This is a genomic window from Salinimicrobium oceani, from assembly GCF_012037645.1.
Genome location: NZ_JAAVJR010000002.1, coordinates 93366 through 107122 on the forward strand (window position 1 = coordinate 93366; position 13757 = coordinate 107122).

Genomic DNA, 13757 nt, shown 5'->3' on the forward strand with positions numbered 1-13757 from the left:
ACGTTAAATCAAAAAACAACGCTCAAAGTACATTTTTTGTCGCTGCACGTGATTTTATCCCATAAACTGATCGATATCATATTTTTCAGCTAATTTTGCCTATTGAATCTAACAAGTCGTCCTATTTGTTTAGAACAAATCTAAATAGAAGATCGTTGTAATCTCAAGAAGCTATGGAAGAAAATGTCGCTCAAGGTGCCTTCGAAAAATCTAAACTGGAAGAGGGATTCTATCTGCTGAAATTCCAGAATCCGTCCAGGCAGCCGCTGAAGGTGCAGCGAAACATCAACAGCAATTTTATTCAGTTTCACTTTTCCGGAAAAGGGGAAGGCAGATTCTTCTTTAACAATGGCAGCTATAAAATTCCTTTGCTGGAAGAAAATGCACTGCTGCTTTACAACCCCAAAAGAGATTTACCCATTGACCTGGAGCTGCAGCCGCAAAGCTGGGTGATCTCCATTGTCATTTCCATAAAGAAATTTCACGCCCTGTTTTCTGATGAAGCTGGCTACATCAGCTTTTTGAATCTCGAAAACAGGGATAAACAATATTATAAGGACACGCCCCTCTCGCCGGGAATGGTCATTGTGCTTAATCAGGTTTTTAATTATAATGTAATTCCCACAATTAAGAATTTATATTATAAAGCAAAGGCCTATGAGCTGCTCAGCCTGTATTTCAATAGATCTGAAGAGCCCGATGTAGAACAATGTCCTTTTTTGAGTGATGAGGAAAATGTGTTGAAAATAAGAAAAGCAAAGGACCTTGTGATCGCAAACATGGCCGAACCGCCTTCGTTGCAGGAGCTTTCAAGGGAAATTGGCCTTAGCCTTAAAAAGCTGAAGGAAGGGTTTAAGCAGATCTACGGCGACTCTGTGTATAGTTTTCTTTTCGATTATAAAATGGAATATGCGAGGAAACTTCTGGATTCGGGGGAATATAATGTCAATGAAGTCGGTTTGAAGGTTGGCTATAGTACCTCCAGCCATTTTATTGCTGCTTTCAGGAAAAAATTTGGAACTACTCCCAAAAAATACCTGATGTCGCTTACTTCGGAAGCCTGATCTATAGGTTCCCTCAATGGAACCATCATTCTAAAGCTTTCCGAAGCATTTTCAGCCGAACTTATTAATTGTATTTTTGAAGCAAATTTAAAAGATGAGCAAAGGAGTTTTACTTGTCAATCTTGGTTCTCCCGACAGTACAGATCCAAAAGATGTAAAGAAATATCTCGATGAATTCTTAATGGATGAAAGGGTGATAGATGTGCCTTACTGGGCCCGTACCCTTTTAGTAAGAGGAATTATTCTCAACACCAGGCCAAAGAAATCGGCCGAGGCTTATGAGAAGATCTGGTGGGAAGAGGGCTCTCCTCTTATCGTACTTTCTGAAAGGCTTCAGGAGAAAGTGGATGAATTAACTTCTGTGCCAATTGCCCTTGCCATGCGCTACGGTAAGCCCTCCATAAAAAGCGGACTTCAGGAACTGCAGGACAAGGGCGTTGATGAGGTGCTCATTTTTCCGCTATATCCGCAGTTTGCAATGGCGACTACCGAAACAATCCTGGTGCTGGCTGAAGAACTTCGGAAAAAGCATTTTCCGCAGATGACTTTTACTTCGGTTCCTGCGTTCTACAATCATGCAGATTATATTCGGGTGTTGGGTACAAGTATATCTGAATCTTTGAAAGGAGTGGATTTCGATCATCTTTTATTCTCTTATCATGGGGTTCCAAAAAGGCATATCAGGAAGAGCGATATCACTAAATCCCATTGTACAATAGATGGCAGTTGTTGCCAAACACCTTCTGCTGCGCATCAATTCTGCTACCGCCACCAGTGTTATGAGACCACAAAATTAGTAGCCGAATACCTGGGGCTTGAAAAAGGTAAATATTCAGTATCCTTTCAGTCAAGACTCGGTTTCGATCCCTGGTTGCAGCCTTACACAGACCGAACGATCGAGAGAAAAGGACTTGAAGGGGTGAAGAACCTTGCTATTGTTACTCCGGCTTTCGTTTCAGATTGTCTTGAGACCTTAGAAGAGATCGCGATGGAAGGGAAAGAGATCTTTGAAGAGGTAGGAGGAGAAAAATTCACTGTGGTGCCTTGCCTTAATGATCGTGAGGATTGGGTGAAGGTTCTGGCACGCTGGATCGATGAATGGGCTCACCAAAATGTTGCTGTATAATCCCATTTTTGACACCTCTTCAAAATGCAGTTTTCTGTATCTTTGTTAGGATATGGAAAAGGAGAGGCTTAAGTTGGGACTTTTAGAGAAGATCATTAACTGTGATGATGCTTCCGTTTTGAAGAGGGTGGAGGAGATTTTGCTTGACTATTCGTCTAAAGCTTCAGAAGCAGGAGAGGAATATATTTCTAGTAAAATGGCTGCACTTTCAGAAGAATTGAACATTTCGCCAGAGCAAGAGGAGGAGTTAACCAGACGCTACAGGGATTACCTCGAAGGAAAGACCGAAGGCGTCAGCTGGGAAGATGTGAGACAGAATATTAAAGACTTGTATGGCTTCTGAAGTTGATTTTCGGAAAGAAGCACAGAAAGATTTAATAGAAGCGTACCTCTGGTATGAGAAGAAACAAAAAGGATTAGGAGAAAGGTTCGTTCGGGAGGTTGAAAACGGTGTTAAATTCATTAGGCAGAACCCTGAAGCTTTTCCCAGAAAGAAAAATGGCTTCAGAGAATTCCCTCTAAAAATTTTTCCTTACCTCATGATCTATGTTCTGGCACAAAAAAAGATTACAATTCTTGCCATTTTTAACACTCGCCTCAATCCAGATAAAAAACCTTCAGCATAAAATTGGAATACTACAATTACATCAAGGCCCTTCATCTCATCTTTGTGATCACCTGGTTCGCCGGACTTTTTTACATTCCGAGACTATTTATTTATCACATAGAAGCTTCAGAAAAACCGGAACCCGAAAAGAGCATTTTAAGCACCCAATTAAAGTTGATGACCAAAAGATTGTGGTACATCATTACCTGGCCTTCCGCAGTTCTTGCAACAATTTTTGCCGTTTGGCTTTTAATTCTTGCTCCAGTTTGGCTGCAAATGCCATGGATGCATGTAAAACTTGCTTTTGTTCTTCTGCTGTTCGCATATCATTTTAAAACTCATCACATTTTTAATCAGCTTCAAAAAGATAGGGTCACCTGGACCTCAAATCAAATGAGGTTATGGAATGAAGTTTCAACCCTTATCTTATTTGCCGTTGTATTTCTGGTAATTCTTCGGGATGCGTTGAACTGGATCTACGGGGTGGTGGGGATATTTCTTCTTGCAGCAATGCTCATGCTGGGAATTAAGGTCTATAAGCGTCTGCGATCTAAAAATCCCGATCTTTAGGAATGGTTTAATAATTGTAGCTATTTTGCCACTTTAAAATAAGGCTTTTGAAATTCTCATTAAGAACCCGAATCTTTCTTTCAATGATCCTGCTGGTCTTACTGGCATCGATCCTTATTGGCGGGATCACAGTGCTGCAGTACAAGAAAGAAGCCCAGGAGTATCATCGGGAGCGGCTTGAGCGTAAGGAGGAAGCCATTCGGGAAAACATCAAATTTGTGGTTGAAAGTACAACCTACGAGGTTTCTGAAGATTTTGTATACCTTATTTTAAAGGAAGATGACAAGATCCATGAGATCTCACAGGTGCACAATATGCCCATCAATGTTTACAGCCTTCAGGGGGATCTTATTCTTAAATCCAATCAATCCTTCTTTCCAGATACCACAGATCTAAGACTCGACAGGAGTGTAGTTGAGGAGCTCGCCACTTCCTCTCAAAAAAGGGTTTTAAGGCAAACCGTCAAGAATGATAAACGCTTTCAGTCTTCATATACTTATATCACAGACAATAAATTCAGGCCTCTCGCTATTCTGAATCTGCCGTATCTGGAAGATGATTTCTTTATTACCCGAGATCTCAGGAATTTCCTTATTCGGCTTACAGAGGTTTACCTGTTCATGTTGGTACTCGCAATTTTGCTGGCCTATTTTCTTTCCAAGTACATTACGAGAAGCCTCAAGACAATTTCAGAAAAGATTCATCAAACCCGCCTCGATAAGAAGAATCAGAAGATCGAAATAGGCAATGTAAGTGAGGAGATCTTCACCCTGGTAACTGCATACAATTCGATGATCGATGACCTGGAGGAGAGCGCTGTCAAACTTGCTACCAGCGAGAGAGAGCAGGCATGGCGCGAAATGGCAAAACAGGTAGCTCATGAGATCAAAAATCCGCTTACGCCTATGCGCTTGAGTGTACAGAGTTTCCAAAGAAAATTTGATCCCAATGATCCTCAAATGCAGCAAAAGGTAGATGAATTCAGCGATACCTTGATCACCCAGATAGATACGATGAGTTCAATTGCTTCGGCATTTTCAAACTTTGCCAAGATGCCGGCGCAACAAAATGAAACCCTTAATGTTCCTAAAATAGTAAAACTGGCACTTGATATTTTTAATGAAGATTATATCATGTTCTCTTCGGAAAAGGAAGAGATCATAGCGAAATTTGACCGCACCCAGTTGATACGTGTGGTGACAAACCTCGTCAAAAATGCAGTGCAGGCTGTGGCTCTAGAAGAAAAACCGGCGGTGTTGGTGACAGTGACCGAAGAGGAAGGCCGGGCGTGTTTAACGGTTTCAGACAATGGCGTGGGTATTTCTGAAGAAAACAAATCCATGATCTTTGAGCCAAAATTCACTACAAAATCGAGTGGAATGGGACTAGGGCTCGCCATGGTGAAAAATATTGTTGAAAGCTGTGGCGGGAGCATCACCTTTACCTCTAAATTAAATAAAGGCACTATCTTTAAAGTACTTTTTCCAAAATAAGACCTATGAATTTCGAAAATATTCTGTTTGAAGAAAACGACCACATTGCGTACATTACTATAAACAGGCCTTCTAAGCTAAATGCTTTGAACAAGGCCACTATAAATGAGCTGCACGAGGCTTTTGTATCTGCCGAAGAAGATTCAGATATTAAAGTGATCATCCTCACCGGAAGTGGAGAAAAAGCTTTCGTAGCTGGTGCCGATATCAGTGAATTCGCCGATTTTTCTGCGGAAGAAGGCAAACGCCTGGCTGCCGAAGGACAGGAAAAATTATTTGATCTGGTAGAAAACCTTTCTAAGCCTGTAATTGCAGCCATTAACGGCTTTGCTCTTGGTGGCGGACTCGAACTCGCGATGGCCGCACATTTTAGAATTGCCAGTGACAATGCCCGCATGGGTTTACCTGAGGTTTCTCTGGGAGTGATCCCTGGTTATGGAGGAACACAAAGGTTGCCTCAGCTTGTAGGAAAAGGAAGAGCGATGGAAATGATCATGACAGCTGGAATGATCGATGCGAGACAGGCACTGGAGTATCAACTAGTGAACCATGTTACAACGCCTGAAGAACTAATACCTCTGGCAGAGAAAATTGCCGGCAAGATCCTCAATAATTCTTCTGTAGCAATTGGAGCAGCTATTAAGGCGGTAAATTCAAGTTTTAGAAATGACGTCAATGGCTATGAAGTGGAAATCGAGGCCTTTGGTCAATCTTTTGGTACCGAAGATTTTAAAGAAGGCACTTCAGCTTTCTTAAGTAAACGAAAAGCTAATTTTCCCGGGAAGTAAATTATTTGGATATTTTCCTAATTAAAGGAAAAATTCCTATTTTTGTTCCTCATGGAGAGGAGCGATTATATCAAAGGAAGAGGCGCACAGCATCAGGTCAAGAACAGGTTTGATGCTTTGGAATATGAGATGAGGGATGATTTCCTCAATTATTGTGCGGCTGAAGGGGATGAGGCAAGCTCCTCTAAAACTTCCTTTTTAGACACCTTTCCGAAGACCATTGTGAATAAAGTAACCAGCCCGGATGTTGGGCTGGAATATTCCCTTAATCCATACCAGGGCTGTGAACACGGTTGTGTTTACTGCTATGCCCGAAATTCCCATGAATACTGGGGTTACGGCGCAGGCCTGGATTTTGAGCAGAAGATCCTGGTAAAGCGTAATGCGGTGGAATTGCTGGAACAGAAGCTGCGCAGCAAAAGCTGGAAAGCTGCTCCTATTGTACTTTCGGGCAATACAGATTGTTATCAGCCTGTAGAAAGGAAGCTGGAAATTACCAGAAAATTGCTTCAGACTTTTCTAAAGTATCGGCACCCGGTAGGGATCATAACGAAGAACGCTCTCATTCAGCGGGATCTTGATCTTCTTCAGGAACTGGCAAAAGATAATCTTGTGCGGGTTAATCTATCGATTACTTCGCTGGATGAGCGCACACGGCAATTGCTGGAACCCCGTACTGCCAGTATTAAGAAAAGGCTGGAAACTCTGGAAGTTCTCTCTGCTAAAGGTGTACCTGTAAGTGTGATGATGGCTCCCATTATTCCTTCCATCAATAGCCACGAGATCTTACCGCTGGTCAAGGAAATTTCAGAAAGAGGCGCTTGTGGAGTAGGATATACAGTGGTTAGGCTCAACGGAGCAATAGGTGAGGTTTTTTCTGCTTGGATTAGGAAGGCAATGCCGGGCCGGGCCGAAAAAGTACTTCATCAAATCGCAGAGTGCCATAATGGAAATTTGAATGACAGTCGCTTTGGAGCGCGAATGAAAGGGGAAGGCAATATCGCCGACCAGGTGGCGCAGCAATTTGCAATTGCCCGAAAACTTTACTTAAAGGATAAGGAAAGACCGCTGCTGAACTGTGATCTTCATGAGCAGTATAAGGATGGGCAAATGAAGCTGTTCTAAAAATCCCATTTTTGAGCATCTAAACCCCACTCCTTATAGAACTGCCGAAGGAAAAGTTCCATAAACGCATGTCTTTCTTCTGCAAGTTGTCTTCCTGTTTCGGTATTCATGCGATCTTTCAGCAGGAAAAGCTTCTCGTAAAAATGATTTATAGTTGGCGCTGTAGAAGCTTTATATTCTTCTTTTGTCATGTTGAGGTTAGGCTTGACGTGGGGATCAAAGATCGCTCTGCCTTTAAAGCCTCCGTAATTAAAGGTGCGGGCAATGCCAATGGCTCCAAGTGCGTCCAGTCTGTCGGCATCCTGTACAACCTGGAGTTCTAAAGAATTAAAGGTCGAAACTTCATTTCCGCCTTTGAAGGAGATCCAGGTGATGATTTGCTCTACATGTTCAATGATATCGGCGGGCACCTGTTTTTCTTTCAGGAAGTTTCTTGCCACCTGGGGACCAACAGATTCATCTCCATTGTGGAATTTATAGTCGGCAATATCATGAAGTAAGGCACCTAATTCTACCACGAAAAGATCAACCTTTTCTCCGGCAGCTATGTCACGTGCATTCTTAAATACGCGTTCAATATGAAACCAGTCGTGTCCTCCTTCGGCATTTGCAAGACGTTGCTGTACAAAAGCAATAGTATCGTGAATTATCTGTGTTTTGTTCATGAAATTGATGGCGCGTTTTTAATGTATATCTGCCGTAATAGTTCTTTCTACCAAGGCAACCATTGCCGCCGGGTCTTCAGCGTTTGCGGGGATAGGTTCATGCACTTTTAGCATCAGGTGAACTCCAATTCCCATAGGGAAACTGCCATAGCGAAAAAGCTTCCAGCTATTATTAATGGTTACAGGTACTACAACGGCATTGGGCATTTTTTTAATAAGTAGCTGAAGGCCTTGAACTGCAAACTTTTTTGGAGCGCCGGTGCGGCTTCGGGTACCTTCAGGAAAGATCACTGCAGAGCGGTTATTCTTATTCAGATAATCTGCGAATTTACTCATTGCTACCAGGGATTCTCGCCCTTTCGTGCGGTCGATAAGTAGATTTCCGCCATGTCTTAAATTATACGAAATACTGGGAATCCCTTTTCCCAGCTCTTTTTTGCTCACAAACTTGGGATGGTGTTTCCGCATATGCCAAATGATGGGCGGGATATCATACATACCCTGGTGATTGGCTACAAAAATGCAGGGCTTTTCGGTGGGAAGCTGATGAGGATTTTCAAAGGAGTAGCGGGTGCCAAGAATATTTAGACAACGCAACAGGAAAAAGTTGAAAATGTCCACACTGGTCTTGTGAGCCTGGTAACCTCCCAGTTTTAGACTTAACCATTGTATGGGGTGGAAAACCAGCAGGTTGATGAAAAAGAAGAAGTAAAAAACTACCGAAAGCGGGTAGGAAAGGATCTTTTTTAAAGTTTTCATTTTCGCTTGCTTGCAAGAGGCTGCAATTTCTGTAATTAATTCCTGCCGTGCAACATTAGAAGATTTCTGCCACTTTCAGGTATTGCTCTGGTTATTTCTAAAATAAAGGCAAAAAAAAAGAGCAGTCAAAAATGACATTTTTGACTGCTCTTTTTTTTGGTTCTTAGCTGCTTAGCAGAATTCGTTGTAAGCTTCTGTAAGATTATCAGCTATAATCTCTGCAGGACGCCCTTCAATGTGGTGTCTCTCGAGCATGTGTACCAGTTCGCCATCTCTAAACAAGGCCATAGATGGGGAAGAGGGAGGGAAAGGCACCATGTAATCCCGTGCTTTTTCTGTTGCTTCTCTATCTACTCCTGCAAATACAGTTACCAGGTGATCTGGTCTTTTGCTGTTTTGCAGACTCATTCTTGCTGCAGGTCGTGCATTTGCTGCGGCACAGCCACATACAGAATTTACAACTACAAGGGTTGTACCTTTTCTGGAAATTGCCTCATCAACCTGTGCTTCGGTTTGTAATTCTTCAAACCCAATGCTCGTTAGATCTTCTCGCATTGGCTTCACTAATTCCGGTGGATACATATATCAATTTTTTATTGTTAGAACTAAAGATGCAAAGATACCAAATTAAACTAAGAGCGTAAATTTTAGGCAGATGTACCGAAGGTCATGGAAATCAATGCCTATTTGCCAGGGTAAATGCTATCTTTGCAACCCAAAGTTCCTAAAATGATTAAGTGGTTCGCCGCCTTTGTCGGCCTTATGTTTTATGGATATCGTGGTGCTATCCTAGGTTTTATTATAGGAAGTCTCATTGACTCTCTTACCTCCTCCCGCGGCGGATTCAAGATCTTTTCTGAAGAAGAGCGAGTTACCCCCGGAGATTTTGAATTGCATTTGCTGACACTTTCTGCTATTGTGATCAAAGCCGACGGTAAGGTGAGTCAGCAGGAGATGGACTACGTGCGGAATTATTTTGTGCAGGCCTACGGAAAGGAACGTGCAAATGCCGTTTTCCGAACCTTTAACGATGTTGTTAAGGACCGACAGCTGGATGAGCGCCGAATTTCACAATTTTTAGCTGCTCGCACTCAGTATGCTGCAAGATTGCAGATCGTTCATTTTCTTTTCAGCATTGCGAATGCCGACGGCAGTGTGAGTCAGGCTGAAGCAGGCAAAATAAGGCAAATTGCTGGCTATCTTCGGATAGGGGTGAAGGACTATGAGAGCTTGCATGCCATGTTCTTCAAGACCACAGATAACGCATATAAGATCCTGGAGATCGAAAAATCTGCAACCGATGCTGAAGTGAAAAAGGCATACAGAGAAATGGCCAAAAAGTACCATCCCGATAAGTTACAGCACATGGATGAGGCCTACCGGAAAGGAGCTGAAGAAAAATTCAGAAAAGTGCAGGAGGCTTACGAGCAAATTCAGAAGGAGCGTGGATTATAGGTCTCAAAAAAGGTGTTTTCTAAAGTAATTTATTTCCGAATTTTAAGCCAATGAATGCAGTTCTGGGCCTTGACGGGCCATAGACGTAATTCGCATCCCTGTCCACCCCACGATCAAAATCCTGCTGATATTCATTCAAGATATTTTGAATCCCAAGATTCAGTTCCAGCTGGAAATCTTTTTGCAATTCAAAAGTGTAAGCGGTCTTGAAATTGATCTCCACGAAATCTTCAGTTTTTTCAAGTCGGTCGTTGGCGATATATCCCGCCAGGTGCGGTACGTACATACTACCGGTGTAAACGCCCGATAAGTTGTTCTGCCAGTTCTTTACAGGAGCGTACGTAAGAATGAAATTTCCGTAGATGTTGGGAGATTTGAAGAAATTTTCGGCATTTTTGAGAGGTACTTCAGGATCATTACTAAATTTTACCGGAGTATCGTACTGCGCTTTCTGAAAGGTTCCTCCCAATTGCAGGATCCAATCTGGATTTGGCGCAAAAACCGCATCGAGGTTGATTCCGTAGACATCGGCACCCTCGCCATTGCTTTTTTCAAAGACAGTTTCAGAAACTCTCTCGAGGATAAACGGATTTTGGAGCCGGGTGTAAAAACCTTCGAAAGTAAGCCTGTAATTTTCATCTAGAGTAGTTTTACTCCATTCGGCAGAAGCGAGATAACTATGAGATGTTTCGGAAATGAGGTCTTCAGAGAACTGCACGAGACTCACCTCTCCTGCAGCGATCCTGGCGTGGATGTCTTCAGTAAAAACCTGTGGCGCTCTAAAACCTTTTGCGTAGCTGGTGCGAAACTGTAAATGCTCACTTGCAGCATAGAGCAGATTAACTCGCGGATTAAAAATGAAATTTTCTTCTGCTGCGTTGTGGAGATCTGCCCGCAACCCACCCAGCACTTTTATTTTTTCTGTCGCTTGCCATTCCTGCTGGGCATAGATACCTAGAATATTCAGGTTCTGGTCGATGAAGGCATTATAACCTGGTTTGCTGTCGGTCATGCGATTGTTTTTGAGTTCGCTTCCAAACGTCAATGTCGCAGGTGATCCAAAAAAGTTTTCCTGATCCAGGGAAAACTGAGAGCCGAGGAGATATGTTTTGTCTTGAGAAGTTCCATAACCTCTTAAACTTTCTTCTAAGGTTTCAGCTCTTCCGCCATAGAAATTATTATTGCTGGATAATTGGGCGCTGCTGTATAAGGAATACCTGAAACTGCCATTTTTGGAGAAGCTTTCGTAGGTGAGGCCACCGCCCAGAACATCACTTGCAATTTGTTCGGTGATTTCAGCTTCAAACGGCTTAAGCTCCAGCTGACTTCCGCCGCGGCGAAATTCATAGATCGTATGGAAGTCAAGACTTAATTTGCTTCTGTCATTAGGTGTCAAAAATGACTTAAACCCGAAGGTTTTATTTTCTACCTGGGTGAGTTCAGTAAAACCATCATCATTGTGATCGTATGGCTGGCGGTCTCTGAACATTCCATAAACGTTGAACCCCGCGTTATAGCTATCGGTGAGAACGGTGCCATTGAAGGTTACCGCTTGATCGGTGCTCCCGGCATTTATGGCGGCAAGATTACCGGCTACTTCAAAATAATCTTCAGTCGGGACCTTAGTAATAATATTTATTGTTCCCGCGATGGCATTCGACCCATAAAGAGCTGAACCGCCGCCGCGTACCACCTCTATCCTTTCAATTGCATTCGCCGGGATCTGGTCCAGGCCATATACGCCATTGAGGGCGCTAAAAATTGGTCGGCTGTCAATGAGGATCTGGGAATAGGCGCCATCCAGTCCGTTCATTCGCACCTGCGAGAAGCCGCAATTCTGGCAGTTCGTTTCCATTCTCAGCCCGGGTTGAAAATTGAGTCCTTCGCTTAGGCTTATGGACTGGGTGGCCTTAAATTCTTTAGCTGAAGTTACTGAGACGATCACAGGAGCAGTATGTCGAAGCTGGCCGTTTCGGCTCGCAGAAATTACCACCTGGTCCAGCCCTGTTATGTCTTCCTGTAGGGAGAAATCCATTTTTAGAGGCTCGGAATTTAAAATGTCCAGGTGGTGTCTCTGAGTTTTATAACCTACTGCCTGGAGAATAAGCTCATGGTGTCCAAAAGGCGCCTGCAAAGTATATTCTCCTTGCTTATTGGTAGTTGTTCCTGTCTCTGTACCCTCCAGATAGATATTTACAAAAGCCACAGGTTGATCTCCCGAGGTGATTTTTCCTGAAATCTTCACGGTCTGACTATGAACAGCAAGGCCACAGCACAAAAAAAGGTTTAGCATGATCAACTTCACAACGTATATTTTTTACAAAGGTAAAAACAATTTTTAGATAAGTCTAAAAATTGTTTATGAAGGATAAAAAATGTATTTTTGATGCGTAAAAACTAACGTGCATGTTCAGTCTTTCTGAAGAGAATTATTTAAAGGCAATCTTTCACCTGGAAAAAAAGTATTCCGGAGGAGTCAGTACTAATGCCCTGGCCGAGGAAATGGAAACTAAAGCTTCTTCTGTCACCGATATGGTGAAGAAGCTTTCAGATAAAAAACTGGTAAAATACCGCAAATATCAGGGCGTGCAGCTAAGTGATATTGGAAAGAAGACGGCTGTGGAGGTGATTCGGAAGCATAGGCTCTGGGAAGTGTTTCTGGTGGAAAAACTGAATTTCAGCTGGGATGAGGTCCACGACATTGCCGAGCAACTGGAGCATATTAAATCAGAAAAGCTTACCGATGAGCTGGACAAGTTTCTGGGCCATCCCAAAAGAGATCCTCATGGAGACCCTATTCCAGATGCCGAGGGAAATTTCAGGATTGCCAATAAAATGCTGCTGGCCGACCTAAAGGAAGGACATGCCGGGATCTGTGTGGGGGTAAAAGATTCTTCTACAGAATTCCTGAGATATCTTGATAAGAACGAGATCACCCTGGGAAAGACCATTAAAGTGGTGCAGCGGGAAGAGTATGACGAGTCTGTCCTAATAGAGATAGGGCAAAGTGAGCTACGTGTTTCCAAGACCATTTCAAATAACCTTTTTGTAAAACCTACCGAATAATGAATAATATCATCGCATACTTCGAATCTTTGGATCCTGTATTGGCAGCTTTTTTAGCTACTCTTTTTACCTGGGGACTTACAGCCCTGGGAGCCTCGCTGGTATTTTTATTTAAAAAGATGAATAGGGCATTATTCGACGGCATGCTGGGCTTTACGGGTGGTGTCATGGTCGCAGCGAGTTTCTGGAGCCTGCTAGCCCCCGGCATTGAAATGAGCGAAGGAGAAGGATTCGTAAAAGTGATCCCTGCCGTAGTAGGCTTTGGGTTAGGCGCCTTCTTCATCTTTGGCCTGGATAAAATACTTCCGCACTTGCACGTAAATTTTAAAATGGCCGACAAGGAAGGGGTGAAGACTCCCTGGCATAAATCTGTTCTTCTCACCCTGGCAATTACCATGCACAATATTCCCGAAGGCCTTGCTATAGGAGTCCTTTTTGGTGGGGCTGCAATGGGACTTGAAGGCGCCAGTATTGGTGGGGCCGTTGCACTCGCAATGGGTATTGGTTTACAGAACTTCCCCGAAGGATTCGCGGTAGCCATGCCATTAAGAGGGCAGGGGATGAGCCGCTGGAAGAGCTGGAACTATGGTCAGCTTTCTGCAATAGTGGAACCCATTGCAGCTGTTCTTGGTGCGTGGGCCGTAATGACCTTTGAACCTATTCTGCCCTATGCGCTGTGTTTTGCTGCCGGGGCAATGATCTTTGTGGTAGTAGAGGAAGTAATACCGGAGGCTCAACAGGATCGTTTTACCGATATTGCCACTATGGGATTTATTGGCGGATTTATGGTGATGATGACCCTGGACGTTGGGCTGGGATAGACATTGAAGATCCGGCTATTTCTGCAGCCCGTCATCTTCAGCTGAATGATCTGCTGGTGTGAATTTAGTGGCAGCTGCCACATCCTGTTCCGCAGGATTTGCCGCTTTCCTTTTTGCTTCCGAAGATGAACTTGGGCTTATAGACAAACTTTGTGAACATGTATCCTACTGCAAGTGCAAAGGTGATAAAGACCAGTATTTCCTGAAATAATTCCATA

At 43.2% G+C, this 13757-nt stretch carries 16 protein-coding genes; 11 read left to right on the forward strand and 5 right to left on the reverse strand.

What is annotated here, in order from left to right; genetic code table 11:
• The first annotated feature begins 173 nt into the window (after positions 1-173).
• The 8 genes from HC175_RS03970 (at position 174) to HC175_RS04005 (ending at position 6773) form a co-directional block, all read left to right on the forward strand.
• Positions 174-1064, forward strand: coding sequence for an AraC family transcriptional regulator (locus HC175_RS03970; RefSeq protein ID WP_168137227.1), 891 nt, complete (start codon positions 174-176; stop codon positions 1062-1064).
• A gap of 94 nt (positions 1065-1158) precedes the next feature.
• Positions 1159-2190, forward strand: a complete 1032-nt coding sequence (gene hemH, locus HC175_RS03975; RefSeq protein ID WP_168137228.1) for a ferrochelatase — start codon at positions 1159-1161, stop codon at positions 2188-2190.
• 52 nt (positions 2191-2242) lie between these two features.
• Complete coding sequence (locus HC175_RS03980; RefSeq protein ID WP_168137229.1) at positions 2243-2533, forward strand: addiction module protein; 291 nt, start codon at positions 2243-2245, stop codon at positions 2531-2533.
• The gene (locus HC175_RS03985) at positions 2523-2816 is read left to right on the forward strand and encodes a type II toxin-antitoxin system RelE/ParE family toxin (RefSeq protein WP_168137230.1); all 294 of its coding nucleotides are present in this window, start codon (positions 2523-2525) and stop codon (positions 2814-2816) included. The genes HC175_RS03980 and HC175_RS03985 overlap by 11 nt, the downstream gene beginning before the upstream one ends.
• A gap of 2 nt (positions 2817-2818) precedes the next feature.
• Positions 2819-3367, forward strand: a complete 549-nt coding sequence (locus HC175_RS03990) for a CopD family protein (protein ID WP_168137231.1) — start codon at positions 2819-2821, stop codon at positions 3365-3367.
• Between the two features lie 38 nt (positions 3368-3405).
• Positions 3406-4860, forward strand: a complete 1455-nt coding sequence (locus HC175_RS03995) for a sensor histidine kinase (protein WP_317172098.1) — start codon at positions 3406-3408, stop codon at positions 4858-4860.
• A gap of 5 nt (positions 4861-4865) precedes the next feature.
• Positions 4866-5648, forward strand: coding sequence for an enoyl-CoA hydratase/isomerase family protein (locus HC175_RS04000; RefSeq protein WP_168137232.1), 783 nt, complete (start codon positions 4866-4868; stop codon positions 5646-5648).
• 51 nt (positions 5649-5699) lie between these two features.
• The gene (locus HC175_RS04005) at positions 5700-6773 is read left to right on the forward strand and encodes a PA0069 family radical SAM protein (RefSeq protein WP_168137539.1); all 1074 of its coding nucleotides are present in this window, start codon (positions 5700-5702) and stop codon (positions 6771-6773) included.
• Here the strand turns inward: HC175_RS04005 and HC175_RS04010 are convergent.
• The 3 genes from HC175_RS04010 to HC175_RS04020 all read right to left on the reverse strand — a co-directional run bounded on the left by HC175_RS04010 (position 6770) and on the right by HC175_RS04020 (position 8779).
• Positions 6770-7438, reverse strand: coding sequence for an HD domain-containing protein (locus HC175_RS04010; RefSeq protein WP_168137233.1), 669 nt, complete (start codon positions 7436-7438; stop codon positions 6770-6772). The genes HC175_RS04005 and HC175_RS04010 overlap by 4 nt on opposite strands.
• 18 nt (positions 7439-7456) lie before the next feature.
• A complete protein-coding gene (locus HC175_RS04015) occupies positions 7457-8197 on the reverse strand; it encodes a lysophospholipid acyltransferase family protein (RefSeq protein ID WP_168137234.1) in 741 nt (246 codons plus the stop codon).
• 171 nt (positions 8198-8368) lie between these two features.
• The gene (locus HC175_RS04020; RefSeq protein ID WP_168137235.1) at positions 8369-8779 is read right to left on the reverse strand and encodes a BrxA/BrxB family bacilliredoxin; all 411 of its coding nucleotides are present in this window, start codon (positions 8777-8779) and stop codon (positions 8369-8371) included.
• 147 nt (positions 8780-8926) lie between these two features.
• Here HC175_RS04020 and HC175_RS04025 point away from each other — a divergent pair, with 147 nt between their 5' ends.
• Positions 8927-9652 (forward strand): TerB family tellurite resistance protein, encoded by a 726-nt coding sequence (locus HC175_RS04025; RefSeq protein WP_168137236.1) that lies wholly within the window; start codon positions 8927-8929, stop codon positions 9650-9652.
• Between the two features lie 19 nt (positions 9653-9671).
• On the opposite strand, the gene HC175_RS04030 is transcribed toward HC175_RS04025, so the two are convergent.
• Positions 9672-11957 (reverse strand): TonB-dependent receptor, encoded by a 2286-nt coding sequence (locus HC175_RS04030; RefSeq protein ID WP_317172080.1) that lies wholly within the window; start codon positions 11955-11957, stop codon positions 9672-9674.
• 101 nt (positions 11958-12058) lie between these two features.
• Here HC175_RS04030 and HC175_RS04035 point away from each other — a divergent pair, with 101 nt between their 5' ends.
• Both HC175_RS04035 and HC175_RS04040 read left to right on the forward strand, forming a co-directional pair.
• Positions 12059-12718 carry a metal-dependent transcriptional regulator gene (locus HC175_RS04035; RefSeq protein ID WP_168137237.1) on the forward strand — a complete coding sequence of 220 codons (660 nt, stop codon included), beginning with the start codon at positions 12059-12061 and terminating at the stop codon, positions 12716-12718.
• Entirely contained in the window at positions 12718-13539 is an 822-nt protein-coding gene (locus HC175_RS04040; RefSeq protein ID WP_168137238.1) for a ZIP family metal transporter, read from the forward strand. Before HC175_RS04035 ends, HC175_RS04040 begins: the two co-directional genes overlap by 1 nt.
• A gap of 64 nt (positions 13540-13603) precedes the next feature.
• Here HC175_RS04040 and HC175_RS04045 read toward each other — a convergent pair whose 3' ends face one another.
• Positions 13604-13756 (reverse strand): FeoB-associated Cys-rich membrane protein, encoded by a 153-nt coding sequence (locus HC175_RS04045; protein ID WP_168137239.1) that lies wholly within the window; start codon positions 13754-13756, stop codon positions 13604-13606.
• Position 13757: the final 1 nt, after the last annotated feature.